The sequence below is a fragment of the Luteococcus sp. H91 genome, from assembly GCF_038433135.1.
In the GTDB taxonomy this organism is placed as follows: domain Bacteria; phylum Actinomycetota; class Actinomycetes; order Propionibacteriales; family Propionibacteriaceae; genus Luteococcus.
The window spans coordinates 50020-75387 of the sequence record NZ_JBCDMV010000018.1; the positions used below are offsets into that span (position 1 = coordinate 50020).

Below are 25368 nucleotides of genomic sequence, written 5' to 3' on the forward strand. Positions count from 1 at the left end.
GAACTGAGATGGTGTTCCCAAAGCGGGATGACGGTCAGGAGTTGCTCACCTCCCAGGAGGCCGCGCCGCTGCTGGAGGCCGCAGTGGAGCATGCCGGGGGAGAGTTGCTGGACTGGCGGCTGGACCACGTCGACCATGATCCCCAGCGTTCCACCACAGCCACCTATGCTGCCCGGGTGCGCTGGGAGTTCGGTGAGCGCGACGAGCTGCTGGGCTGCAGCGTGCGCGCCAACGGCCCCCTGGCCAGCGATGATTCCGCCCAGATCTTCGGGGATGGACAGCACCAGGCGGCGGTCTGGATCTACCCCGAGGACCCGGACCTGCCGGGACTGACCCGAGCCGCCTTCGCGGAGCAGATGGCCGAGCTGGTCAACCAGGAAAAATTGGTCGATCGTCCGGTGACGCCGGATGAGCTGGACCTGAGCATGATCGGCTACCGGCCCCGCCGCCGGGCGGTGCTCCGTCTGGGGGTCGCCGGTCAGACCTTCTACGTCAAGGTGACGCGCCCCGACCAGTTCGATCTGGTGCGCTCCCGGCACCAGCTGCTGCGGGAGGCGCACATTCCGGCGCCGGAGATCGTGGCGGCCACCGACGACCGCTTGCTGGTGCTGCGTGAGGTACCCGGTCGGTCCCTGGCCCAGGCGATGTTCGATGACGTGCCGCCCTGCTCGGCCGAAGCCGTGGTCGCGCTGCTGGACGCGCTGCCCGCCGGGGTTGCCCGGCTGGAACGGCGCCCCCCGTGGAGTGACGCGGTGAACCACTACGCCCAGATCGTTGCGCACGCCCTGCCCGAAGAGGAACGCCGGGTGATCTGGCTGGCGGACGTGGTCACCCGTGGTCTGGCCGGGATCGAGCTGGGCGATGAGCCCACCCATGGCGACCTGCACGAGGGACAGTTGCACGTCGACGGCGGTGTGGTGACCGGGCTGTTGGACGTGGACACCGTCGGGCCCGGCCGACGCGCGGATGACCTGGCCTGCCTGGTGGCGCACCTCTCAACGGTGCAGCGGATGAACCAGACCCAGACCCGCAACCTGCACCGGCTGATCCGCGACTGGGTGCCGGTCTTCGACGAACGCGTCGATCCGGCGGAGCTGCGGCTGCGCGCCGCCGCCGTGATCATCTCCCTGGCCACCGGCCCGCACCGCGGCCAGGAGCCCGACTGGGAGGCCGAAACCGTGGCCATTCTTGACTCCGCCGAGGCCTTGGTCCGGCAGGTCAGCTGACCGTCCCAGCCGGGCAAGGCTCACGTGTCACGGATTGGGACGCGGAGGGTCACGATCTGAGCGCTATCGGCCTTTGTTGGCCTTCTTGGCATCGATCGGGTAACGGTTTGCTGATCCGGCTGGCCCGCGAAGCATCAGCAGGTGAACGGCAGGTTACGATCTTCACGCACCCACCCCAGGAGCATCCCCAGTGTCATCTGCTCAGGAGGCAGTTCAGTGAAGAAGTCCCTCGTCGCCCCGGCCATCGCATCGGCCCTTGCTCTGTCCATCGCCGGCTGCGCCAAGGCACCCGACGCCACCCCCGCCGCCTCCGGCGGTGCCAGCTCCACCGGAGGCGCGGCCGCTCCCGCCACCGGCGACTTCAAGGCCTGCATGGTCTCCGATGAGGGCGGCTTCGACGACAAGTCGTTCAACCAGACCTCCCACGACGGCCTGGTCAAGGCCGCCTCGGAACTCGGTTTCAAACCCGGTGAGATGCAGTCCGCCACCGCCAAGGACTTCACCAAGAACATCAACGAGATGGTCAAGGCCAAGTGCAACATCATCGTCACCGTCGGCTTCATGCTGGGCGACGCCACGGTCGCGGCGGCCAAGGCCAACCCGAAGGTGCAGTTTGCCATTGTCGACTGGAATGACCCGACCAAGACCAAGGGCCTGAAGAACCTCAAGCCGCTGATCTTCAACACCGCCCAGCCCTCCTTCATGGCCGGCTACGCCGCTGCGGCCATGAGCAAGACCGGCTCCGTCGGCACCCTGGGCGGCATGAACATCCCCACCGTGACCATCTTCATGGACGGCTTCCATCAGGGCGCCACCTACTACAACGCCCAGAAGCAGAAGACCGTCAAGGTTCTCGGCTGGGACCCGAAGAATGCCAAGGGTGGCCAGTTCGTCGGCAACTTCTCCGACGTGGCCGGCGGCTCCCGGATCGCCTCCACCCTGACCAGCCAGGGCGCCGACGTGATCTTCCCCGTCGCTGGCCCCGCCGGTGAGGGCGCGCTCCAGGTGGCCAAGAAGTCGGGCGGCAAGATCAACGCCGTCTGGGTTGACACCGACGGCTGTGTCTCCTCGGCCAACTACTGCAGCTCCATCATGACGTCGGTGCAGAAGGCCATGGACGTGGCCGTCTTCGACGCCATCAAGGCCGCCAAGGACGGCTCCTTCAGCGCCGAGCCCTACGTCGGCACCCTGGAGAACGACGGCGTGAAGCTGGCCGAGTTCCACGACTTCGACTCCAAGGTTCCCGCCGAGCTGAAGACCGAGCTGGAGACCATCAAGTCCGACATCGTCTCCGGCAAGATCAAGATCGAGTCGGCTTCGCAGCCGAAGTGATCACCTGCTGAACAACCCTTGATCAAGGCCCCGTTGGTCGGCATGTGCCCGGCTGACGGGGCCTTGATACCCGCTACCGATGTGGGAGTATTCCCCTGTGATTGAACACGCCACCACCAGCGCTGGCCAGGCCCGAGAGGATGGCTCCGGGCTGCAGCTTCGTGGCATCACGAAGCGCTTCGGAACGCTGGTTGCCAATGACCACATTGACCTGGACATCCGCCCGGGGGAGATCCACTGCCTGCTGGGGGAGAACGGCGCCGGCAAGTCAACGTTGATGAATGTGCTCTACGGCCTGCTGCAGGCCGACGAGGGCAGCATCACCGTCGACGGCTCCGAGCTGCACCTGACCAACCCGAAGCAGGCGATGGCCGCCGGCATCGGCATGGTGCACCAGCATTTCATGCTGGTGGAGGTCTTCAGCGTTGCCGAGAACCTGGTGCTGGGCCGCGAACAGGGCCCCGCCGGCACCGTCGACATGCGCGCGGCCCGCCAGCGGGTGCGCGAGCTCTCGGACCGCTACAAGCTGCAGGTGGACCCAGACGCGATCATCGAGAACCTGCCCGTCGGCATCCAACAGCGGGTGGAGATCCTCAAGGCGCTGGCCAATGACGCCAAGTACCTGATCTTCGACGAGCCCACCGCCGTGCTCACCCCGCAGGAGATCGACGAGCTGATGGCCGTCATGCAGGCCCTGCGCGACGAGGGCCGGGCCATCGTCTTCATCACCCACAAGCTGCGCGAGGTGCGCGCCATCGCCGACAAGATCACGGTGATCCGACGCGGCAAGGTGGTCGGCACCGCGGATCCGGGAATGAGCGAGGCCCAGCTGGCCGAGCTGATGGTGGGTCGCGCGGTCAGTCTGACGGTGGACAAGGCCGAACCGACACTGGGCGAGGAACGTCTGCAGGTCAAGGACCTGGTGGTGGCCGCCCCGTCGGGTGCGGTGATGGTGGACCACGTGGACTTCGGCGTCCGCGGGGGAGAGATCCTCTGCCTGGCTGGGGTGCAGGGCAATGGCCAGACCGAGCTGGCCGAGGCCATGCTGGGTACCACCCCGGTGAAGAGCGGCCAGGTGCTGATCGACGGCAGGGACGTCGCCCGGATGAATCCGCACCAGAGCCTGGTCAATGGTCTGGGCTTCGTGCCGGAGGACCGGCAGAAGGACGGCTTCGTCGGCTCCTTCAGCGTCGCCGAGAACCTGGTGCTGAACCACATCGAGGACTACTCGCACGGACTGGCGCTGGACATGAAGAAGATCCGTAGCAATGCGGAGCAGCGCGTCGAGGAATTCGACATCCGCACCAATGGCATCGACCTGCCGGTGGCCAGCCTGTCCGGCGGCAACCAGCAGAAGGTGGTGCTGGCGCGCGAGCTGAGCCGGCCGCTGAGCCTGCTGGTGGCCAACCAGCCCACCCGCGGTGTCGACGTCGGCGCCATCGAATTCCTGCACCAGCGGATCGTGGCCGAGCGCGACCAGGGCACCGCCGTGGTGATCGTCTCCACCGAACTGGATGAGGTGGCGGCGCTGGCCGACCGGATTGCCGTGATGTACCGAGGAAGGATCGTCGGCATCGTGCCGGCCGACACCCCGCGCGATGCGTTGGGCCTGATGATGGCCGGCGTTCCGCAGGACGAGGCCCTGGCCGCCGCCCAGGAAGGAGGGCGGGCATGAGCACCGCCGCACCCGAGGCCGGGATGACACCGGTCACCACCCCCGCTGCCCGGCAGCGCGGCTTCCGGATGCCGTGGAGCGAGCTGGCCACCACCCTGGCCGCCTTCGTGCTGGCCTTCCTGATCGGCGCGCTCCTGATGATCGTCGCCGACCCCGAGGTGAGCAAGAAGTGGAGCTACTTCTTCAGCCGTCCCAGCGACGCGCTGGGCGCCTCCTGGAGCAAGATCTCCGGCGCCTACGGTGCGCTGCTGATGGGATCGGTGGGCAGCTGGCAGGCCGTCACCGAGACCACCGCGGCCGCCGCGCCGCTGATCAGCGCCGGTCTGGGAATGGCACTGGCCTTCCGCGCCGGCCTGTTCAACATCGGCGCCCAGGGCCAGGCGATCATGGGCGCGATCCTGTCCGCCTATGCCGGCTTCTCCATCGCCAACCTGCCGCTGGCCATCCACCTGCCGCTGGCGTTGGTGCTGGGCGTGTTTGCCGGTGCCCTGTGGGGCGGGCTGGCTGGCTGGCTGCGGGCCGCCACCGGTGCGCATGAGGTGATCGTCACCATCATGATGAACTACGTCGCCAGCCTCACCCTGGCGTGGCTGCTGACCACCAAGGCCTTCCTGAGGCCCGGCCGGCAGGATCCGATCGCCCCCGAGGTGCAGTTCTCCGCCACCTTCCCGCGGCTGGAGGGTGGCCAGTTGCACCTGGGCTTCCTGCTGGCGCTGCTGGCTGCCGTCGGGGTGTGGTGGCTGATGGAACGCTCCACCATCGGTTTTCGGATCAAGGCCGTCGGCGCCAACCCCGACGCCGCCGCCACGGCCGGCATGAGCGTGGCCCGAACCACCGTCGTCGCGATGACGCTCTCCGGTGCCCTGGCCGGTCTGGCCGGGGTGCAGGCGGCCCTGGGCCCCAGCGACTTCGGCCTGCCCACCCCGTTGTCGCTCGGCCTGGTCGGCTCGATCGGCTTCGACGCCATCACCGTCGCCCTGCTGGGGCGCTCCAAGCCGCTCGGCGTCGTGCTGGCCGGTCTGCTCTTCGGTGCGATGCACGCCGGCGGCCTGGCCATGCAGTCGCAGGCGGGCACCCCGCTGACCCTGACCACCGTGCTGCAGGCGCTGATCGTGATGTTCGTCGCCGCCCCGATGCTGGTGCGCACGCTGATCCCCTTCCTCAAGGCGCACAAGGCCCGGCCCGCCGCCCTGGTGGGCGAGGCCAGCGGACCCGTCGCCGCGCAGAACGGAGCCAAGGCATGAGGAACACCAAGTTCCCCCAGGGTGCCCAGGCGGCACCCGACGCCGCCGAGGCCGTCGTGGATCCCCACGCCGCGGCTGCCGCCAGCACCGACGAGATCGTGCTGCGCACCACGGAGAGCGCCGCGGCCCGGCGCAGCCGGCTCACCACCGGCGCCCTGGTCACCCTGTTCGGTCTGCTGCTGCTGGTTGCGGCGCTGCAGACCCACGGCACGGCGCGTTTTGCCCTGTCCGATGCCTTCGACGCGGTCAAGCTGCCCACCATCGCCGTGCCCGGTCTGGCGACGGTGCTGACCTGCGGGCTGTTGACCCTGCTGGCCGGTCTGGGCTACCTGTCCGGCCGGATGCACGGCCGTTGGCCGGCGATCGCGGGGACCGTGGCCGGGCTGGCCGTGATGATCGGCTTCCTGGCCTGGGCCGTCGCGGGACGAGACCTGCCCTTCCCGCTGACCAACCAGCTCAACGGCACCATCGACATCGCCACCCCGCTGGTGCTGGGGGCCCTGGCCGGTGTGCTCTGCGAACGGGCCGGCGTGGTCAACGTCGCGATCGAGGGTCAGTTCCTGGTGGCGGCCTTCACCGCCGGCGTGGTGGGTTCGGTCACCGAGTCCATCCCCGCCGCCCTGATCGCCGCCGTGATTGCCGGTGTGCTGATGGCGGCGCTGCTGGCGCTGTTCACCATCACCTACCTGGTGGACCAGGTGGTGATGGGCGTGGTGGTCAACCTCTTTGCCGCGGGCATCACCGGCTTCCTGTTCGACCAGCTGATCCAGCCGAAGTCCAGCGCACTCAACTCTGCGCCGCAGATGGACAAGATCGCACTGCCCGGCCTGTCCAAGATTCCCTTCCTGGGGCCGGTGCTGTTCAACCAGACCGCTTTGGCCTACATCGCCCTCGCGTCGGTGGTGCTGGTCTGGTTCCTGCTCTACCGCACCAAGTGGGGCCTGCACGTGCGTGCTGTCGGTGAGCACCCCAAGGCCGCCGACACGGTGGGCATCAACGTGGCCCGCACCCGCTGGGCCGCGGTGCTGGTGGGTGGTGTCTTCGCCGGCCTGGGCGGCGCCTTCTTCACCATCGGCTCGACGGGTTCGTTCAGCAAGGACATGACGGTGGGCAATGGCTTCATCGCCCTGGCCGCGCTGATCATGGGCCGCTGGCACCCGGTGCTGGCTGCGCTGATGGCGCTCTTCTTCGGCTTCGTCAAGCAGATGGCCTCCCAGCTGTCCGCCGTCGGCGTGGCGGTGCCCAGCCAGTGGCTGCTGATGCTTCCCTACCTGGCCACCATCATCGCCGTCGCCGGCCTGGTCGGCCGGGTGCGGCCACCGGCGGCCGATGGTCAGCCGTACATCAAGGAAGGGCACTGAGCACCATGGAAGAGCTTGTCGAAGCAGACTGGGAGACGCTGCGCGCCAGGGCCCGGGAGCTGTGTGGGCGGGCCTACGCCCCGTATTCGCACTACCGGGTGGGCGCCGCGGCGCTGGTCGACGACGGGCGGGTGGTGGCCGGCTGCAATGTGGAGAATGCCAGTTACGGCGTCACCCTGTGTGCCGAATGCGGCCTGGTCAGCGAGCTGGTGGCCGGCGGCGGGGGACGCCTGCGGGCCTTCACCTGCTGCAATGCCAAGGGTGAGGTGATCATGCCCTGCGGCCGGTGCCGCCAGCTGCTCTTCGAGCACGGCGGCGACGACCTGTTGGTGGAGACCCCGCGGGGGATCCTGCCGATGACCGAGGTGCTGCCGCAGGCCTTCGGGCCCGCGGACCTTGCCTGAGCCGGGTACCGCCCCACTCTCTCCGGTCGATCCACGTGACCTCTGGCCGGTGCTGGGACTCTGCTCGATCCTGGGACGAGGCCGACGTCAGGGGGCCGAATTCGGAATCCGGGGGGAGCGGGCGTAGGCCTCGGTGGGGGTCATCGGCTCGCCATTGATCTCGACCGTCTCGAAGGTGCTCACCTGGGCGCAGCCGGTTGTCTCCGAGGAGACCTGGGCGCTGCCTCCCGCGGCCTGGTCGGGCGTCGGGCTGGCCGAATCGCCCGTGGCATCACCGGGGGTGGTGGCCGGCGCGGGGGCGGCGCTGGCCGACGTCGCAGCGCCGCCGGCAGAGCTGCTGGCGGAGGCGGTGCTCGACGGATGGGCGGACGTCTTGGGCCGGGGGGTCACCAGCGGCTGGTCGGCGGCCAGCTTGGCGAACAGCTCCTTGGAAGCCTGGGTGGGCAGCACCGTGTTCTCGTTCTCCGGGTTCTGCTCCGAGGGCATCGTGACGAAGGTGGTGGCGCTGGAGGGAATGTTGCCCACCGTCGTGGCAACCTTGGCCAGGGTGGAGACGTCGGCCAGCCCCTTGTCCACGGTCAGGGCCTTGGTGCCGGCCTCGGCCAGCCGGTAGACCTTCTGCGGGTTCAGCAGGGTGCCCGCGCTCTCCAGCTTGCGCTGCAAGGAGGACAGGTAGAGCCGCTGCCCGATGGTGCGGCCCAGGTCACCGCCGTCGCCGAAGCCGTGCCGGGTGCGGACGAACTGCAGGGCCGCGACTCCCTGCAGGGTGTGCTTGCCCTGGGCCAGCTTGAGGTGCGAATAGGTGTCGTAGACATCCTTGTCCACGCACACGTCAACGCCGCCCACGGCGTCGGACAGGCTCACCACACCGCTGAAGTCCACCATCATGAAGTGGCTGATCGGCAGGCCGGTGAGCTGGTGGACGGTGCGCAGCTGGCACTCGATCCCATAGTTCAGCGAGCCATTGATCCGGCCGGTGGTGGCCTCCCGGGTCTTGCCGTTCCCGGAGCAGGCCGGCAGATCGACGAGGGTGTCGCGGGGCAGGGAGACGATGGTCATCCAGGTCTGGTCGGCCGAGATGTGCACCAGCAGTTCGACGTCGGCGTTGGTCTCGCCGTCCTTCTTGTCCTCGCCGCAGGAGCCACCCAGCTTGCAGTCGGCGGCCTTCTGTCGGGAATCGGTGCCGATCACCAGGATGTTCTGGGCCGTGCCCTTGGGCAGCCCCTCCAGTGGCTTCTCACCCTGCACCTCGACGGGCATCTCCACCGAGGTCAGGTTGGAGTTCAGATGCCGGTAGTAGCCGAAACCCGCGGCGGCCAGCACCAGGGCCAGCACCAGGAGCAGGATCAGCACGATCCGACGTCGGCTCCGCCGGGGAGCCTGGGCCCGTTGTGGAATGGCCACATGGCCCTCCGGGAGGTCGTCGCTGGCCTCGGGTGGCAACTGGTGCTTCATGGAGAATGAGGCTACCTTTCGTCCCTGCGCTAGTGGAAACAGCTCTCAGGAAGCCCACGGGTACGGGCTCGGGCTCAAAGTTGAGTGGTATAGACTCAACCCGGGAACAGATCTCTGGATCCTCGTGTTCCAAGGGATGCCGGCCGCAATGAGCGGCCTCGATTCAACGCATGACAGGAGTGACACCATGGCTCGTACCTTCGACCCCTTCCGTGAGATGGACCGCGTCGTCAGCGAGTTCACCCGCACCCCCAACACCACCCCGATGCCGATGGATCTCTACCGCGACGGGGACACCTTCATCGCCCGGATCGACCTGCCCGGGGTCGACCCCAGCACCATCGACGTCGACGTCGAGGAGCGCACCCTGACGGTTCGGGCGGAGCGCAAGCCGGCCGAGAATGCCGAGGGGCGGGTGTGGTTGGCGCGCGAGCGCGGCGCCGGTACCTTCGCCCGGCAGCTGAGCCTGGGCCAGGGCCTGGCCCTGGACCAGATCACCGCCGAGTACAGCGACGGCGTGCTCAGCCTGACCATCCCGGTGGCCGAGCAGGCCAAGCCGCGCAAGATCCAGGTCACCCATGCCGGTGGCTCCGCCCAGATCGAGGGATCGGTGGCGGACGGTCCCCAGCAGCAGGGCTGACAGTCCGGACGTCGTTGGGCCGTGGACCCGTGCCCAGGCCCGACGAAGCACCGATGAGCCACCCCAGGGGGCCGTCCCGCGGCAGCGGGGCGGCCCCCGTTGCTGCTCTGGTGGCCGCCGGGCGTGGGGCGGGGCCCGCTGTGGAGTCGCCCACCCGGGAGGGCGGGCGACCCAACCGGCACGCGTCGTGGTGCTGGCACAATTGCCCGGTGATCACTGCAGCAGCCGACGGTTCTTCCCTGTCCAATCCCGGCCCGGCGGGCTGGGCCTGGTACATCGACGACAACACCTGGGCGGCGGGGGGCTGGCCGCATGGCACCAACAACATGGGCGAACTGATGGCGGTGTTGAACCTGCTGCAGCAGACTGCGGTCGCCCCCGAGGAGACGCTGCTGATCCAGTGCGACTCCCAATATGTGATCAATTCGGTCACCAAGTGGATGCCGGGCTGGAAGCGCAAGGGCTGGAAGAAGGCCGACGGCAAGCCGGTGATGAATGTGGACCTGCTGAAGGAGATCGACCGGCTGCTGGTGGGTCGTTCGGTCAAGTTCGAATGGGTCAAGGGACATGCCGGGCACGAGATGAACGAGGCAGCCGATGCCCGGGCCCAGGCCGCCGCACGCGCCTACAGAGACGGCACGGCGGTGCCCTCCGGCCCCGGTTTCCGCGGGGCGGGGGCGGGCGGCGCGATCAGCCTGGACGTCGCCCCCAACAAGCCCGAGCCGGTGGAGATCGACCTGTTCAGCTTCGACGAGGAGCCCGCCGGCGGCACCGATGCCGATGACGTCGTGGCGCTCGAGGAATCCCTGCTGCTGGATTCCGTTCGATCGGACAAGCGACGGGTGGAGGCGCTGCTGCACCCGGACTTCACCGAGATCGGGGCGTCCGGGAAGCTGTGGAGCCGGGCCCGGATGCTGGCCTCCATCGAGCCGCTCACCAACCGCACCACGCTGGAGGTGATCGGTGTTGACAAGCTGGCCGACGACGTGATCCTGCTGCGCTGGCGCTCGCGCAGCCGCGGCGCGATCGCCCTGCGCAGCTCGGTGTGGGTGCGTACCGCGGCCGGTTGGCAGTTGCGCTTCCACCAGGGGACACCGGCCGGCCTTTGAACCCGTGCCGCGGTACCACCCACCAAGACACTCGTCAGAACGGCATTGGTTGGGCACACTGGGCACACCCACTTTCAAGGAGGAAATTGTGCCCACCAAGCCATTGCGCGGCCTCGCCGCCGCTGCCGTAGCCCTTGGCCTGTGCCTGGGTGGCCCCGCCGTCCTCGCCGCCGAGGCAGCTCCCGCCCCGGCGTCGGTGCTGGCCAGCCTGCAGCCGGACGTCAACTCCCTGCCCAAGGTCGATCTGGCCGCCAAGGCCGGTGCCTTCCAGACCCGCCACCAGGTCAGCCATCTTGACCGGGTGATCGACCCCACCCAGTACGTTTGCGACAACAACACCGACGTCAACGACTGGGTTCAGCGGCAGCTGAAGGCCTTCAGCCAGGAAGACCTGATGGTGATGCAGACCACCGGGCTGGACATGCTCCCCGCCTATGACGCGATCCTGGCCGCCGATCCGTCCACCCACCCGCTGACCGTCGATGCGCAGGTGCTGAACAAGACCTTCCGCAAGCTGCAGCGCTTCTGGGACGTCAACAGCTCCGACATCGCGCTGATGCAGATGGGTGGTGCCGTCTACACCGACGTCACCCGGATGCAGCAGATCTACGTCGAACTCGGCCTGACCAGCGAACAGGCTCTGGAATTCGCCCAGTTCGTGGCCGACTACGTCAAGGCCAGCCCGGCGCTGCAACAGGGCAACAACCCGCTGCTGACCTTCAACGCCTTTGCCTACTCCACCTTCGGGCAGGAGCCCAGCATCACCGATCGGATCGTGATGGGCCCCGGCCTGCTGCAGGCCTACGACGAGCTGGGCTACTCCGACGTCGCCCCGCAGGTGGTGATGGCGCACGAGTTCGGCCACCACATCCAGTTCGAGATGGGCATGATCGGCCCCGACGAGGCCTCCAGCCCGGAGGGCACCCGGCGCACCGAACTGCATGCGGACGCCTCGGCGGCCTATTTCTCGTCGCACCCCAAGGGGATGAGCATGCAGTTCAAGCGCGTCCAGGAGTTCAACCGGGTCTTCTACGGCATCGGTGACTGCTCCTTCACCAGCGACGGCCACCACGGTACGTCGGCCCAGCGGATGCGGGCCGCCACCTGGGGCTACCAGCTGCAGGAGGGCAACCGTCCGAAGGCCTACATCCACCCGACGGCCCGGCTGCGCTCTCTCTTCGATGCCGCCCTGCCGAGCCTGGTGGCACCCGACGCCTGATCAACCGGCCGGGCCGGTTGGCCGAAGAAGAGTTGGACGGAGTTCTGACCGCCTCTGGCGCCGTGCTCGGTGCCAGAGGCGGTCAGTACCTTCTTGTCCCGGTCAGCCCAGCTCGGTCAGGCGCTTGCGGACCGCCTTGAAGGCGTTCCCGCCCATCTCGGTCTGGCCGCCCTCCAGCCAGGTGACGGTGTTGGCATCGGTGGTCAACACGATCCGGCCGTGATCCGTGCCGTCCTTGGCGGACTGCTGGTACTGCGTCCAGCGCTGCTCCGCGTCGGGGCTGTGCTGGGGCGCACCCAGGGTGTAGCCATCGGCGGTGCAGCCCACCACCCTGGCCTGGAGCTCCGTCCAGGCCTTGCGGGCCGCGGCGGCGTCGGTGAAGCGCCAGGTGTAGGCGCCCCAGCCCCGCTCGCTGCCGGCAGCCACGGCCTGTTTGGCCGGTGCCAGGGCGGCATTCAGCTTGGGGATGCAGGCTGTCTTGCCCTTGAAGACCTGCACCGGAATCTCCTGCGCAAACTGGTAGCTGGAGCCGCCCACCGGTAGTGCCGGCTCATAGAGCTTGGTCAGGTCGGCGACATCGGCGGGCGCGGGTGGCGGCTTGGACTTCCAGTGCTGCCAGCCGAACCAGCCGCCACCGGCCAACAGGCCCACCAGCAGCAGGCCAACCAGCCACGCCAACCAGCGGGGCCGCCGTCGGGTGGGCAAGGGCTGCACGGGCGCGGGTGATGTCGGGAAGGCGGGTGTGGCCGTGTCCGGGGTGGCGGCCTGCGGGGCCGGCAGATCATCCACCGCCGACCAGTCGGTGCTCTCCCACGGCTGCCAGTACTCCGGTGGTGGGGGCGTCGGGTAGCCGAAGGCGTCGCGGTAGAACTGGAAGCCCGCGGGCGCGGGGCCCCACGACGGGTCGGGGGCCCAGTCGGCCTCGGGCAGGTAGCCCTTCGGCGGGTCGGGCCAATTCGGCGGGGTGATGAAGGTGATCCGGTTCACGCGTTCTCCTCGTCTGACCCCGCAACCCTACTTCCCCACGAGCGGCCCGGCGGTGAAGAGCCCTGGTCGCCAGCCGATAGCATGGCCCCCATGTGTGCCAACATTCTTGCCGCCGTCGCGTGGCCCTACGCCAATGGTCCCCGCCACATCGGTCACGTCTCCGGTTTCGGTGTTCCTTCCGACGTGTTCGCGCGGTTCATGCGAATGTCCGGCCACAACGTGCTGATGGTCTCCGGCACCGACGAGCATGGCACCGCCATCCAGGTGAAGGCCGACTCCGAGGGTCTCACCGCGGAGCAGACCGCGGACAAGTACCACCGGATCATCGCGGAGGACCTGCAGGGGCTGGGCCTGTCCTATGACCTGTACACCCGCACCACCACGGACAACCACCGCCAGGTGGTGCAGGAGATGTTCACCGTCCTGCACCAGAACGGCTACATCATCAGCCGCACGGAGATGGGTGCGATCAGCCCGTCGACCGGCCGTACCCTGGCGGATCGCTACATCGAGGGCGAGTGCCCGCACTGCGGCTTCGACGGTGCCCGCGGTGACCAGTGCGACAACTGTGGCCGCCAGCTCGACCCCGTGGACCTGAAGAACCCGCACAGCCGGATCGACGGTGAGGTGCCGAAGTTCGTCGAGACCGAGCACTTCTTCCTGGACCTGCCCGCATTTGCCGAGGCCCTGGCCAGCTGGCTGGAGACCCGGCAGGACTGGCGGCCCAATGTGCTGCGCTTCAGCGCCAACTTCGCCAAGGAACTGCAGCCGCGGGCCATCACCCGGGATCTGGACTGGGGGATCAAGATCCCGCTGGAGGGTTGGGAGGAGAACAACCTCAAGCGGATCTATGTCTGGTTCGACGCGGTGATCGGCTACCTGAGCGCCTCCATCGAGTGGGCCAAGCGCACCGGTGACCCCGACGCCTGGAAGACCTTCTGGACCGGCGACCAGGCCAAGAGCTACTACTTCATGGGCAAGGACAACATCGTCTTCCACTCGGTGATCTGGCCCTCGATCCTGCTCGGGGTCGACGGCCAGGGTGACAAGGGCGGCCGCACCAGCGAGTGGTTCGGCACCCTGGACCTGCCCACCGAGGTGGTCAGCTCCGAATTCCTCACCATGGGCGGCTCCAAGGTGGCCAGCTCGCGCGGGGCCTCGATCTTCGTCGGGGACTTCCTGAAGGAATTCGGCCCCGATGCGCTGCGCTACTTCATCGCCGTCGCCGGCCCGGAGAACCAGGACACCGACTTCACCTGGGACGAGTTCGTCCGGCGCACCAACTACGAGCTGGCCAATGAGTGGGGCAATCTGGTCAACCGCTCCATCTCCATGGCGCACAAGAATGTCGGCAGCATCCCCGAGGCGGCCGAATTCACCGCCGAGGACACGGCGCTCTTGGAGGCCAGCAAGCAAGCCTACGTCACCGTCGGTGAGCTGCTGGAGAAGTGCAAGCTGAAGGCAGCGATCAGCGAGGCGATGCGGATCGTCACCCTGGCCAACCGTTATCTCTCCGACCAGGAGCCGTGGAAGCTGAAGGACCAGCCGGAGCGTCGCAACACCGTGCTGCACGTGGCCCTGCAGGTGGTCAGCGACTGCAACACGCTGCTGACCCCCTTCATGCCGCACGCCGCGCAGCAGGTCTTCGACGCGATGGGCGGCGACGGCATCTGGGCCGCGCAGCCGCAGCTGGTGGAGGTCACCGAGAAGAACGAGGACGGTGTGGAGAAGTCCTACCCGGTGCTGCAGGGCGACTACGCCAGCGAGCTGGCCAGGTGGGAGTCGCGGCCGATCGCCGTCGGCACCCCGCTGGGCAAGCCCAGCCCGATCTTCGCCAAGCTCGACGACAAGCTGGGCGAGACCGGGCCACAGTGGGCCCCGATTTCCCCCGCCTGACAGTCCACCCGTGCAGAGCGGCCGGTCACTGCGTCGGGAGATCAGTCTGTCGGCGCTCTTCGCCGGCCTGATCGCGGTGGTGGTCTCCTATGCGGGGCCGCTGCCGGTGGTGCTGGAGGCCGCCCGACAGGGCGGCCTCGCCCCCCGCGAAACGGCCTCCTGGGTGTGGGCCATCTCCGTTGGTGCCGGTCTGCTGACCCTCTTCGGCTCCTGGCTGACCCGCACCCCGGTGATGGTGGCCTGGTCCATCCCCGGCGCCGCGTTGCTGGTGACGATGCTGCCGCAGCACCGCTATTCCGACGTGATCGGCGCCTTCATCGTCTGCGGAGTGCTGTCCGCACTGCTGGGCATCACCGGTTGGGTGGGTCGGCTGCTGCGCGCCACCCCGAAGCCGATCACCGCCGCGGTGCTGGCCGGCGTGCTGCTGCCCTTCGCGCTCAAGGTGGCCCAGGCCGTGGCGCAGCAGCCCATCGTCGCCGGTGGGCTGGTGCTCGGCTACCTGGTGGGGCGACGCTGGGAGCCGCGCTTCGCGGTGATCGTCGCGATGGCCTTCGGCGGCATCCTGGCGGTGTCCACCGGCCAGTCGAATCCGATGAGCGTCCACCTCGGTCTGACCCTGCCGGTGTGGACCACTCCCACCTTCCGGCTGGACACCATCCTGGCGGTGGCGCTGCCCCTGGCGCTGGTGACCGCCGTCGGCCAGGATGCGCCGGGCCTGATCGTGCTGCACAACAGCGGTTTCGAGGTCAATGACCGGCGGTTGCTGGGGGCCAATGGCGCTCTGGGGGCGCTGCTGGCGCCCTTCGGCGCCCACGCGATCGGCATGGCCGCGGTGACCGCGGCCATCGCCACCAGCGCGGAATCCCACCCGGACCGCAACCGTCGCTATGTGGCGGGCATGAGCTGCGGGGTGGCCTACATCCTGGGCGGCTTCTTCGGCGGCACCATCGTGTCGCTCTTCGACACCATCCCACCGCAGATGCTGACTGCCGTGGCGGGGGTGGCGTTGCTGCCGCCGTTGCAGAATGCGGTCTACGACACGATGCACGAGGGCAGCCACCACCGCAGCGTCACCGAGGCCGCCCTGGTCACCCTGGTGGTCACCGCCTCGGGAGTCACCGCCCTGGGCCTGGTCTCGGCCTTCTGGGGGTTGGTGGCGGGGCTGCTGGCCTACGGCATCCTGCGTCCCCGAGGGGCGTGAAGCCCCGCGTCCGTTTCCCTGGCGGTCCAGCATCGCTGCCTGGTGATCTGTCACTCATTGTTCACACGCCGTTCACCCCAGCCTGAGCAAACGGTGAACTCTTGGCTGACAAGGCATTCGCCGGGCTTTCGGTGAGCCGCTGAGCCGCTACAAATGGGACATGTTGACGCTTCGTCGCCCCGGCCGTCTGGCCGCCGTCCTGCTGGCCGCGGTCACCGCGCTGACCGCCTGTGGACCCAAGGACGAGGGCTCCGGCCCCGCCGGGGACGCCGAGCCGGCCAAGACCCTCAACATCGTCGCCGGCTCCGAACAGCGCTCCATCCTGGACCAGGTGGTGGTGCCGTGGTGTGAGTCCAAGGGCTACACCTGCAACTACACCCTGCTGGGCTCGGTTGACCAGGCCCGGCTGCTGCAGTCCGGCGGGGGAGAGCACGACGCCTTCTGGTTTGCCTCCAGCGTCTTCAGTCAGCTGGGCAACACCAATGGGCAGCTCACCGACGTCAAGCCGATGTTCCTCACACCCGTGGTCTACGCCGGATTCAAACCGACGATGCAGAAGCTGGGCATGGTGGGCAAGGATGTCACCGCCGCGCAGATCATCGCCTCGGTGGAGAGCAAGCAGGCCAAGACCTGGGCCACCAACCCCACCCAGTCCAATTCGGGTGCCACCACCCTGTTCAGTTTCCTGAACCACTTTGCCGGCAACCCGCCCGGCCAGGCGCTGACCGCGGCCCAGCTGAAGAGCGAGCCGGTGGTGAAGGGGATGCAGACCTTCATCCAGTCGATCGAGCGCACCCCGCCGTCCACCGGCACCATGATGGATGACTGCCTGGCCAATCCCGACGCCTGCCAGACCATGTTCACCTATGAAGACCTGGTGATCGAGAAGAACCTGGAGCTGGTCAAGCAGGGCAAGGAGCCGCTCTACGTCGCCTACCCGCGGGGCGCGATGGCCATCTCCGACGCCCCCTTGGGCTTCGCCAAGCGCGGTCAGGCCGACGAGGCGGCCAAGCACGCCATCTTCATCGAGCTGCAGAACCACCTGCTGAAGGACAAGGACGCGCTGGCCAAGGTCCAGGGCCTGGGCCGGCGCCCGGCCGGCGGCGTCGGGCTGAGCCTGGCCAATGCCGACCCCAAGGTCTTCAACCCCGACTGGGGAATCAAGGCGACGTTGAAGGATCGCGGTGTCACCTTCCCGTCCGCGCCGGTGATCGAGGCGGCGCTGAACTCCTACCACACCACCTTCCGCAAGCCCGTTCACCTGTTCTACTGCCTGGACTCGTCGGGATCGATGACCTCCAATGGCGGCTGGGACGGCGTGAAGGAGGCTGCTGAGGCACTCTTCGACCCCGACCAGGCCAAGAAGAACCTGCTGCAGACCGCGTCCCAGGACATCACCGAGGTGGCGATCTTCAACGGGGACGTCGTAGGCGGGCCGTGGCGGGTGAACGGCAATGCCGACGCCGACCTGCGCAACTTGCAGAGCAGCGTGGTCAACCATGATGCGGGCGGCGGCACCAACATGTACGCCTGCCTGTTCCGGGCGGCCAGCGCCTTGCAGGGCACCGACGCGAAGCACAAGAAACTGGTGGTGGTGATGTCCGACGGACAGTCCGAGAACTCCCAGCACGACGTGGCGATGGCCGCGATCAAGAAGACCGGGGCCCCCGTGGTGACGATCGCCTTCGGCAGCGACGCGGATCCGAACCAGATGCAGGAGGTGGCCACCAGCACCAATGGCTCCTTCGTGCAGAAGGACAACATGGTGGCCGCGCTGCGCGAAGCGGCCGGGTACCGGTGATCGGGCAACGGTGACCAGACATTCCACACTGACGGCCCTGCTGGTGGCCGCCCTGGTCTTCGTCGCCATGTTCGCGTTGCTGGCCGACGCCACGGACCTGATCCGGCTCTTCGGGCCCGCGGTGCTGGCCGTGATGGCCGCCGGCGGCACCAAGCTGATGCTGCAGCGCTCCGCGGCCCAGATCTCCGACGAGGCCTACCGGGATGACGCGAAGGGCCAGATGCGGGCCTGCCTGGATCTGGTGGCCCAGATCCGGGAGAACGCCAGCCGGGCCCGCTCCAACAGCCTGCGCAATCAGGTGGAGCGGATGGCGCAGGTGGTTCCCGAGCTGCTGCGACGGGTGGAGCGGACCTCCCCGACGTCGTTGTACTCGTCGGCCAGCCAGCTGCGCACCCACCTGGAATCCCTGGACGGGGTGGTGCGCACCTTCGGGGACATCGAGAAGAACCCCGCCTTCTACGACCGGCCGCAGGAGCAGCTGGTGGCCGGTGAGCAGGCGGTGCACCGCTTCGTCGAGTTCGCCACCGACAGCATCAAGCTGGTCAACCAGGGCGACCTGGCCGCCTACCAGGCCAATCTGGACACCGTCGCCCCACCCAGGATGCCCACGCTCGAGATCCCCACCAGCCAGAACCCGATGAGCCAGAACCCCATGACGCAGGCCCCGACGCCGTCGAATCCCGAGGAGCAGCCGTGAAGAAGTCCCCTTCCTTTGTCGTCGGGCTGGTGATCCTGCTGGCCGTGCTGCTGGGCGGTGGCGGGCTCTACCTGTACACCCAGCGCAATCCCGGCGCCCAGAAGCCGCTCAACCAGCAGCCGGTGACCATCAGCTGCGCCGGTGGTTCGGAGAAGGCCGAGCTGATGGCCGATCCGGACGTGAAGCGCCTGATGAAGGACAAGTACGGCCTGAGCGTCAGCTATGCGTCGATGGGCTCCTACAAGCAGGTCATGCTCAGCACCGAGCAGATCAAGGCCAAGGGCTATCAGTGCCTGTGGCCCTCCAGCGCGTCGGCGCGCAGCGTCTTCGAGGCCAAGCACGGCAGCGACTTTCCCGGCTATCGGGCCAGCACCGTGCTGCAGTCGCCGGAGGTGATCTACTCCGGGCCGGAGGCCACCGAGGCGCTGAAGAAGGCCAAGCTGCTCACCACCAAGGGCAATGTCAACTCGCTGGACATCAAGGGTCTGCTGACCAACCAGGTGCTGAAGAACGGCACCTGGCAGGCACTCAAGGCCGGCGACCTGACCGGCCCCGTGCGGATCGGCAGCACCGACGCCCGCACCTCCAATTCCGGTTTCACCCTGGCCCAGCTGGAACTCACCGTGATCGCCACCCAGGACCTCACCACCCCGCCCACCCTGGCCGAGGCCCGCAAGGCGTTGCCCACCCTGCGACGGATCTACGAGACCTCCGGACTGCAGGCGTCGAGCTCCGACGACGGCTTCCGGCAATGGCTGCTCCAGGGCGGGGAGTACTCCTCCCCGCTCTATGCCGGCTACGAGAACCAGGTGATCCAGCACTGGATCGAGACCGGCCGCAGCGACGCGCTGATGAAGGAGGTCACCATGCTCTACCCGAGCCCGACGATCTACGCCGACCACCCGGTGCTGGCGCTGGAGGGTGATGGTGGCCGGCTGATCGAGGCGATGCAGGACCCGGAGATCCAGAAGATCGCCTGGGAACGCTACGGCTTCCGTTCCGGCACCAGCGCCGGGATCAATGACGTCAAGACCTTTGACAAGCTGCCGCTGCAGGCCCGGCTGCGCACCATTCCCGCCCCCAATTCCGACGTGACACTGGCCATGCTGGCCTGTCTGGAGAACGAGAAGAACTGTTCCTGACGCGGCCGAGCCCGTCGACCACCGCCCGATCCGCTGACCACAGACCAACCACGGCGGCCCACCCGGGGCCCCAGGAGAGGCATACATGTCCGAGATGAGCATTGACTTCGGCGCCATCACCGGCGCCCCCACCCAGCCCGCCGGCCCGGCCGAGAGCGGTATCGCGGCGATGGCCCAGCAGGCCGCGACCGCCGCCCAGGGCGGCACCTCCCTTCCCACTGGTGGCGAGCCGGGAACGATGAGCTGCCTGGCGATGCTCAGCCCCCAGCAGCAGGAGCAGGCCCGGGCGGTGGCGGCCCAGCAGCTTCCCGCCATGCTGGCCGACACCCAGAAGCTGGCAACCTTCGGTGACCAGGCCCTGACCGCGGTGAACTCGCAGGTCAACCGGATCTTCCAGGAGGTCGGCCCCGTGCAGATCCCGGAGCTGACCACGATCATGCGGCAGATCAACGACCGGATGCGGGAATTCCGGCATCGCTACGATCCGGCCGATCCGCGGGTGCGGGAGGTCTTCGAGCGCTTTGCCGACGCGGTGCGCGGCGTCTTCAACTGGGGCCGGGACATGGTGGAGATGCTCTTCGAGGAGGCTCGCTCGGTGGAGCAGCAGCTGGACCGAATTGCCGGGCAGCTGGCCACCAAGCAGATGGAGTTGAAGCGCAATGTGGTGCTCTGCGACGAGCTGTACAAGGCCAATGAGACCTCGATCAGCCAGCTGGTCGGCGTGATCGCGGTGATGGAGGCGGTGCTGGAGCAGGCGCACCAGCAGGCCGACGCTATCGTCGTCGACCCGAATTCGCCCGACAGCCGGGAGAAGCAGGAGGAGCGCGCCCGGCTGACCGAGTTCATCATGGCGCTGCAGACCCGGATCAACGAGTTCCAGCAGCGGCTCTTCGTCGCCTGGTCCACCAGCCCGCAGATCCGCAACATCCGCGCCCTGCACTACGGCCTGGGCCAGCGGCTGGCGCTGCTGGTGAACCTGACCATCCCGACGATGAAGCTGACCATCGCCCAGTGGGGGTTGCTGCTGCAGGCGCAGCAGGCGGCCGGCTTGCAGCAGGCCGTCGCCGACGGCGCCAACGAGGTGCTGGGGGCCTATGCCAGCGCGTCTGGCAGGGCCATCCCGGAGATCGCGCGCCAGATGCAGACCCCGACGCTGCGGCCGGAGACCATCATGGAGGTGGCGGCCTCGCTGGACACCCAGGCCACCGGGATCGAGCAGGCGGTGCGTTATGGCGAGCAGGCCCGCCAGCAGGTGGTCGGCTCCATCGTCACCGCGCAGCAGGCGATGCTGGCCAGCTCCGACCGGCTGGACAAGGCGGTCAGCGAGTTGGTCTCGCAGAGCCAGCACAAGCTGGAGCTGCCGGCGGCGCCGGAACTGCCGCAGGCCGTGCTGGAGCAGGCGCCGAAGCTCGCCCAGCCCGTCGCCCGCTGAGGGCGGCGGGAGCCATCCCGACCCCGACGTAGACTGCCCGGCGTGAAAGCACCGGTCAATGTCCGTCGCGCCACCCGGCCGTGGGAACCCACCACCATCCTGCGCGGAACCGTGCAGGATGCCCGGGAGTTGCTGGAGGAACTCGACGGGGTGGTGGTGCTGACGGGCGCCGGCATCTCGACCGACTCCGGGGTGCCCGACTACCGCGGGCCGCGGGCCCAACGGGCGACCCCGATGATGTTCCACGAGTTCACCGGCGACGAGCGCAACCGGCGTCGCTACTGGGCCCGCAACTACCAGGGCTGGGCCCACCTGGGGCGGGCCGAGCCCAATGCGGGGCATCGGGCGCTGGCGGCCTGGGAGCAGGGCGCCGGGCTGACCCGGTTGGTGGGGCTGATCACCCAGAATGTGGACGGGCTGCACGAGGCCGCCGGCTCCACCCGGCTGGTGACGCTGCACGGCCGCTCCGCCGACGTGATCTGCCTGGACTGCGGCCAGGTGACCTCGCGGGCGGCACTGCAACCCCGGCTCGCCGCGCTCAACCCCGACGTGCTGCCGCGCACGGACATGGGTCACGCGGAGCTGCGCCCCGACGCGGATGCGGTGGTGGACGAGTGGCAGGACTTCGTCGTGCCGCCGTGCCTGGACTGTGGGGGAATGCTCAAGCCCGACGTGGTCTTTTTCGGGGAGCCGGTGCCCAAGGATCGGGTGGTGCAGGCCTTCGACTGGTGTGACCGGGCCGATGCGCTGCTGGTGGCCGGCAGCTCCCTGACGGTGATGAGCGGGCTGCGCTTCGCCCGGCAGATGCACAAGCAGGGCAAACCGGTGATGGTGGTCAACCGGGGCGCCAGCCGGGCCGACGAGCTGGCCACCATCCGGCTCGACGAGGGAACCGGGGTGGTACTCCCCGCACTTCTGCGGGCATCTGGCGACGAGTGAACATCGATCGGCATGGTGATGAATAGTCGGCTGAGCACACCCGGAGGGGCAGTACTTGGCGCAGGTGTGGTCGGGCCGACAACGCCGCTGAGACCAAGCTGAGGATTGGTTGAAGCCAAGGGCTTTGGATGCTTGGTCATCTGACCGTGAAGCACCTGTGGGGCTTGCAATCGGGGATGGCTCGGGGGCTCACCCCAGGGCTGCCTCAGGGTGCTGGGACAAGCGGAGACCTCAGGCTCTGGGCTGGATCCTCAGCTTCCTCCACTGATCGGCCCAGACTTTTTGGAACATTCAAACTTGGTGAATTCTTCCTCATGGGCCGGATTCCACAAATGAACCAGCGATTGGCCGGTGGCACTCTCGCTGCTATGTTCAGCATCAGAGTCATCCGGGAATTACCCGTCTCGAATGTCTCTAGACCACTGTTCAGCGGAGGTTGCATCGGCAGCTTCGCAAGAAGGAGTTTAATTCCATGGGTTCCAAGTTCATCACCCGCCTCGGCGTTCTCGCCGCGGCTTCCGCCACCGTCCTCACCATGGCGCCTGGCATGGCCAATGCCGCCGCCCCCAAGCCGATCGACGACGGCATGAAGCCCGCTTCGTTCGGCGAGGGCACTGCCGCTCGGATCGGTGGCATCGACCGCCGCGAGGTGTCGGTCAACGCTGCCAAGGCGCTGCTGGCTGATCCCCAGACCGGCGTCAAGGGCGACACCTTCGTGATCGCCTCCGGCTACGTGTGGCCCGATGCCGTCACCGTCGCCCCCCTGTCGGGCTGCATGGACGCCCCCGTCCTGCTGACCTACGGCAACAAGCTGGGCGCCCCGGTTGATTCCTTCCTGGCGTCCAAGAAGGGCACCGTCAAGCGGATCATCATCTCCGGTGGCGAGCCCACCGTGAACGTGGCCGTCGAGAATCAGCTGAAGGCCATCCTGGGCGACATCAAGATCGAGCGCAATGGTGGCATCAACCGCCAGGAGGTGGCGTACAACAACGCCGCCGAGACCGCCGCCTGCACCATGCAGGGCAAGGAGAACTCGGTCACCAAGGCGCACGATGCCCTGCAGGCCCTCAAGCAGGCCGAGGCTGACTACCAGGCCGCGCTGAAGGCCTACGACGCTGCTCGCGAGGACTTCGCCGCCAAGAAGGAAGCCGCCGAGGCTGCCGCCGCCAAGGTGAACGCCCTGGTGGCCCAGCTGAACAACCTGGCCATGAAGCTCGTCTCGGTTCCCCCGGCCACCCAGAAGGCCTACGACGACGCGATCGCCGCCCGTCAGGTTGCCGAGGAGCAGTTCAACAAGACCGTCGCCGCCGCGAACGTGATCAATGGTCTGGCCACCACCGACCTGACCACCACCGAGCTGCAGTCCACCATGGCCGCGTACCTGGCCAAGGCCGGCGACAAGGCTCCCGCCATCCGCGCTGCCATGGGCGTGCTGGGTGTCACCGAGACCCAGACCATCCAGGACGCCATCGGCGCTGCCAACACCAAGGTTGCCGCTGACCTGGCCAACGTGAACGCCAAGACCGAGGCCGTCTCCGTGGCTGCCCTGGCCCTGCAGAAGGCCGCCGCGGCCACCGCCGCCAACGCCGCCGTCGCCAAGGACATGGCCGCCATTCAGGAGCAGCTGAACGCCGCTCGCGCCGCCAAGGCCGCCGCCGATGCCGCTCTGGCCAAGGCCGCCGCCAAGCTGGCCGCCGCCACCACCGCGCTGGCTGACGCCACCGCGAAGCGTCCGCTGCCCGGTGCGATCAAGGATGCGGCTGTCGCCCTCAACGCGGCTCGTGACGCGGCCGTCAAGGCTGCCGGCAAGGCGGGCGCTGCCCCGGCCTTCCTGGCCACCGGTCGGGTCTTCACCGATGCCCTGAGCACCGGCCCGGCTGCGGTCAACGTCAAGGGTGTTGTCCTGCTGACCGGTACCGCCAACCGCGATGGCGACAAGCTGGGTGAGTTCGCGCTGAAGTGGAAGAAGAACTACTCGGCCGCCGCTCCGTCCCAGGTGGTCAACGGTCAGTACATCCCCGTCGGCGCCGACGCGATCAACGCGGCTGGCAAGGACGCGATGTACCGGGTGCCCGGCGCCGACCGCTACGAGGTCTCGGTCAACCTGGCCAAGAAGTTCTTCAAGGGCGACGTCTACCCGACCGTTGCCAGTGGTCTGATCTTCTCGGACGCCTTGGTCGCCGGTTCCTACTCGGCTCAGTACGCCAACCCGCTGCTGCTGACCAAGGGCAACGACCTGCCCTACAGCGTCGAGAACTACCTGCGCAACACCAAGGAGCTCTCGCAGCCCGCTGGCGCGATCGTGATCGGTGGCACCCCCACCGTCAACGCGTCGGTCTTCAAGGAGATCCAGGCCGCCGTCAAGGCCAAGTGATCAAAGCTCCATGGGGCTCGTCCCCATGGTCGGCTGAACAGTCCGGGGCCCTGCTTCCCTTCGGGGAAGCAGGGCTTCGGCCGTTTTGTCATTCTTTGGGGAAATGAAAGATGGACGGCAGGTGAATTGCTGAGCCCCAAGTCAGGGATTCGCTGCTTTTGTCAAGAGTTTCTGACTGTCTTTTCTGGAAGAATTCGGCAGCTGATTCCAGCGCTGCGGAATCTTTGGCCCCAAGCGTCGGCTGCGCCTGGCCATCAGAGCACCCAGTGGCGACGCCAGCTGGGGGCCACCACCAACCGTCGGACCAGCAGTCGTCGAACCAGCCAGCCGGAGGCGGCCAGCCAGACGACGACGCTGACCAAAGACGCCTCCAGCCCGAAGACGCCTCCGGAGAGCAGCTCCGGCCCGGCCGGCTGGGTGATGAGCAGACCGTCACCATTGGCGGTGGCGCCGGAGACGGCCGATCCCAGCACCGGGCCCTGCAGCACATTCCACGCGGCGTGCACGCCGATCACCAGCCACAGGCTGCGGGTCAGCGCGTACAGCAGGGCGAACATCACGCCAGCCTCCAGCGCGATCGCCACCGCACCCCACCAGCTGGCCTGCGGATTGCTCAGGTGCACCGCGCCGAAGACCAGCGCGGAGACCAGCACCGCACCCCAGGTGCCCAGACCGGCCTCGACCAGCCGGAAGAGCAGGCCGCGAAAGATGATCTCCTCGCTCACGCTGGCCACCACCCCCAGCTGCAACAGCGGCATCAGCATTGGCGCGTCGGGATTCGTGCCGCTGATGGTGCGCCAGCCGCCCGCCAGGCAGACCAGGAAGACCAGCAGGCAGCAGCCCGCCCCGAGCGCCAGCCCGATCAGCAGGCCACCGGCCCGATGCGGAGCCAGCTCGACGGGTGGCCGCCGGCCCTCCAGCAGCAGGACCACCACCAGGTAACCGACGATGCTGCCGACCAGCTGGGCGAGCAGGTAGACGTGGTCGGGTGCCCGCCCGTCGGTCTCGAAGGGGACGGTGCCCAGGGCGGCGACTGCCAGCACCAAAACGAAGAGCAGGGCGCGCAGCAGCGGATTGGCCGGATCATGCCACCAGCGCCCGCCGGTGTGCGGGGGCTGGTCGGGGGCGGATCGTCGGCCCAGGGCAACCTCGGTGTCCAGCCGATCCCCCAGGTCGGGGAGATGGGCAGTGGAGATGTGACGCTCGTCTCTGCCGAGCATGGCTCAGGAGGCGG

General features: G+C 68.1%; 20 protein-coding genes. 17 read left to right on the forward strand and 3 right to left on the reverse strand.

From position 1 onward, the window contains the following. Positions 1 to 8: 8 nt before the first annotated feature. From AAEX57_RS09605 to AAEX57_RS09630, 6 genes are all read left to right on the forward strand, one after another. Positions 9 to 1226, forward strand: coding sequence for a phosphotransferase family protein (locus AAEX57_RS09605; RefSeq protein WP_342092670.1), 1218 nt, complete (start codon positions 9 to 11; stop codon positions 1224 to 1226). Between the two features lie 216 nt (positions 1227 to 1442). Continuing rightward, positions 1443 to 2558 (forward strand): BMP family lipoprotein, encoded by a 1116-nt coding sequence (locus AAEX57_RS09610; protein WP_342092671.1) that lies wholly within the window; start codon positions 1443 to 1445, stop codon positions 2556 to 2558. Positions 2559 to 2655: 97 nt separating this feature from the next. After that, complete coding sequence (locus AAEX57_RS09615; protein ID WP_342092672.1) at positions 2656 to 4233, forward strand: ABC transporter ATP-binding protein; 1578 nt, start codon at positions 2656 to 2658, stop codon at positions 4231 to 4233. After that, on the forward strand, positions 4230 to 5477 hold the full coding sequence (locus tag AAEX57_RS09620) for an ABC transporter permease (RefSeq protein ID WP_446721152.1): 1248 nt from the start codon (positions 4230 to 4232) through the stop codon (positions 5475 to 5477). The genes AAEX57_RS09615 and AAEX57_RS09620 overlap by 4 nt, the downstream gene beginning before the upstream one ends. Continuing rightward, positions 5474 to 6838 (forward strand): ABC transporter permease, encoded by a 1365-nt coding sequence (locus AAEX57_RS09625; RefSeq protein ID WP_342092673.1) that lies wholly within the window; start codon positions 5474 to 5476, stop codon positions 6836 to 6838. The genes AAEX57_RS09620 and AAEX57_RS09625 overlap by 4 nt, the downstream gene beginning before the upstream one ends. 5 nt (positions 6839 to 6843) lie before the next feature. Continuing rightward, complete coding sequence (locus tag AAEX57_RS09630; protein WP_342092674.1) at positions 6844 to 7242, forward strand: cytidine deaminase; 399 nt, start codon at positions 6844 to 6846, stop codon at positions 7240 to 7242. 87 nt (positions 7243 to 7329) lie between these two features. On the opposite strand, the gene AAEX57_RS09635 is transcribed toward AAEX57_RS09630, so the two are convergent. Next, positions 7330 to 8697 carry an LCP family protein gene (locus AAEX57_RS09635; RefSeq protein WP_342092675.1) on the reverse strand — a complete coding sequence of 456 codons (1368 nt, stop codon included), beginning with the start codon at positions 8695 to 8697 and terminating at the stop codon, positions 7330 to 7332. Positions 8698 to 8884: 187 nt separating this feature from the next. Between AAEX57_RS09635 and AAEX57_RS09640 the strand changes: the two genes are divergently transcribed. The 3 genes from AAEX57_RS09640 to AAEX57_RS09650 all read left to right on the forward strand — a co-directional run bounded on the left by AAEX57_RS09640 (position 8885) and on the right by AAEX57_RS09650 (position 11665). Further along, positions 8885 to 9337 (forward strand): Hsp20/alpha crystallin family protein, encoded by a 453-nt coding sequence (locus tag AAEX57_RS09640; RefSeq protein WP_342092676.1) that lies wholly within the window; start codon positions 8885 to 8887, stop codon positions 9335 to 9337. 209 nt (positions 9338 to 9546) lie between these two features. Next, on the forward strand, positions 9547 to 10446 hold the full coding sequence (locus AAEX57_RS09645) for a ribonuclease HI family protein (RefSeq protein WP_342092677.1): 900 nt from the start codon (positions 9547 to 9549) through the stop codon (positions 10444 to 10446). Between the two features lie 88 nt (positions 10447 to 10534). Then, on the forward strand, positions 10535 to 11665 hold the full coding sequence (locus AAEX57_RS09650) for a hypothetical protein (protein ID WP_342092678.1): 1131 nt from the start codon (positions 10535 to 10537) through the stop codon (positions 11663 to 11665). Positions 11666 to 11767: 102 nt separating this feature from the next. Here the strand turns inward: AAEX57_RS09650 and AAEX57_RS09655 are convergent, their stop codons facing one another. Continuing rightward, positions 11768 to 12652, reverse strand: coding sequence for a hypothetical protein (locus AAEX57_RS09655; protein ID WP_342092679.1), 885 nt, complete (start codon positions 12650 to 12652; stop codon positions 11768 to 11770). A gap of 90 nt (positions 12653 to 12742) precedes the next feature. Here AAEX57_RS09655 and metG point away from each other — a divergent pair, with 90 nt between their 5' ends. The 8 genes from metG to AAEX57_RS09695 all read left to right on the forward strand — a co-directional run bounded on the left by metG (position 12743) and on the right by AAEX57_RS09695 (position 24134). Further along, positions 12743 to 14548: a methionine--tRNA ligase gene (gene metG / locus AAEX57_RS09660; protein WP_342092680.1), complete on the forward strand. Its 1806-nt coding sequence runs from the start codon at positions 12743 to 12745 to the stop codon at positions 14546 to 14548. 10 nt (positions 14549 to 14558) lie between these two features. Further along, the gene (locus AAEX57_RS09665; RefSeq protein ID WP_342092681.1) at positions 14559 to 15749 is read left to right on the forward strand and encodes a benzoate/H(+) symporter BenE family transporter; all 1191 of its coding nucleotides are present in this window, start codon (positions 14559 to 14561) and stop codon (positions 15747 to 15749) included. 160 nt (positions 15750 to 15909) lie between these two features. Further along, positions 15910 to 17550: a vWA domain-containing protein gene (locus AAEX57_RS09670; RefSeq protein ID WP_342092682.1), complete on the forward strand. Its 1641-nt coding sequence runs from the start codon at positions 15910 to 15912 to the stop codon at positions 17548 to 17550. A 10-nt stretch (positions 17551 to 17560) separates the two neighbouring features. Then, positions 17561 to 18247, forward strand: coding sequence for a 5-bromo-4-chloroindolyl phosphate hydrolysis family protein (locus AAEX57_RS09675; protein ID WP_342092683.1), 687 nt, complete (start codon positions 17561 to 17563; stop codon positions 18245 to 18247). After that, complete coding sequence (locus AAEX57_RS09680) at positions 18244 to 19389, forward strand: hypothetical protein (RefSeq protein ID WP_342092684.1); 1146 nt, start codon at positions 18244 to 18246, stop codon at positions 19387 to 19389. Before AAEX57_RS09675 ends, AAEX57_RS09680 begins: the two co-directional genes overlap by 4 nt. Positions 19390 to 19474: 85 nt before the next feature. Next, positions 19475 to 20821 carry a toxic anion resistance protein gene (locus AAEX57_RS09685; RefSeq protein WP_342092685.1) on the forward strand — a complete coding sequence of 449 codons (1347 nt, stop codon included), beginning with the start codon at positions 19475 to 19477 and terminating at the stop codon, positions 20819 to 20821. Positions 20822 to 20863: 42 nt separating this feature from the next. Continuing rightward, the gene (locus AAEX57_RS09690; protein WP_342092686.1) at positions 20864 to 21760 is read left to right on the forward strand and encodes a Sir2 family NAD-dependent protein deacetylase; all 897 of its coding nucleotides are present in this window, start codon (positions 20864 to 20866) and stop codon (positions 21758 to 21760) included. 472 nt (positions 21761 to 22232) lie between these two features. Continuing rightward, entirely contained in the window at positions 22233 to 24134 is a 1902-nt protein-coding gene (locus AAEX57_RS09695; protein ID WP_342092687.1) for a cell wall-binding repeat-containing protein, read from the forward strand. A 254-nt stretch (positions 24135 to 24388) separates the two neighbouring features. On the opposite strand, the gene AAEX57_RS09700 is transcribed toward AAEX57_RS09695, so the two are convergent. After that, on the reverse strand, positions 24389 to 25354 hold the full coding sequence (locus tag AAEX57_RS09700) for a CPBP family intramembrane glutamic endopeptidase (RefSeq protein WP_342092688.1): 966 nt from the start codon (positions 25352 to 25354) through the stop codon (positions 24389 to 24391). Positions 25355 to 25368: the final 14 nt, after the last annotated feature.

Bases quoted from the DNA above. Each gene is read 5' to 3' on its own strand.
- AAEX57_RS09625 (WP_342092673.1), top strand. From the start codon at position 5,474: ATGAGGAACACCAAGTTCCCCCAGGGTGCCCAGGCGGCACCCGACGCC.
- AAEX57_RS09685 (WP_342092685.1), top strand. From the start codon at position 19,475: ATGTCCGAGATGAGCATTGACTTCGGCGCCATCACCGGCGCCCCCACC.
- AAEX57_RS09640 (WP_342092676.1), top strand. From the start codon at position 8,885: ATGGCTCGTACCTTCGACCCCTTCCGTGAGATGGACCGCGTCGTCAGC.
- AAEX57_RS09630 (WP_342092674.1), top strand. From the start codon at position 6,844: ATGGAAGAGCTTGTCGAAGCAGACTGGGAGACGCTGCGCGCCAGGGCC.
- AAEX57_RS09670 (WP_342092682.1), top strand. From the start codon at position 15,910: ATGTTGACGCTTCGTCGCCCCGGCCGTCTGGCCGCCGTCCTGCTGGCC.
- AAEX57_RS09635 (WP_342092675.1), bottom strand. From the start codon at position 8,697: ATGAAGCACCAGTTGCCACCCGAGGCCAGCGACGACCTCCCGGAGGGC.
- metG (WP_342092680.1), top strand. From the start codon at position 12,743: ATGTGTGCCAACATTCTTGCCGCCGTCGCGTGGCCCTACGCCAATGGT.
- AAEX57_RS09605 (WP_342092670.1), top strand. From the start codon at position 9: ATGGTGTTCCCAAAGCGGGATGACGGTCAGGAGTTGCTCACCTCCCAG.
- AAEX57_RS09620 (WP_446721152.1), top strand. From the start codon at position 4,230: ATGAGCACCGCCGCACCCGAGGCCGGGATGACACCGGTCACCACCCCC.
- AAEX57_RS09700 (WP_342092688.1), bottom strand. From the start codon at position 25,354: ATGCTCGGCAGAGACGAGCGTCACATCTCCACTGCCCATCTCCCCGAC.
- AAEX57_RS09695 (WP_342092687.1), top strand. From the start codon at position 22,233: ATGGGTTCCAAGTTCATCACCCGCCTCGGCGTTCTCGCCGCGGCTTCC.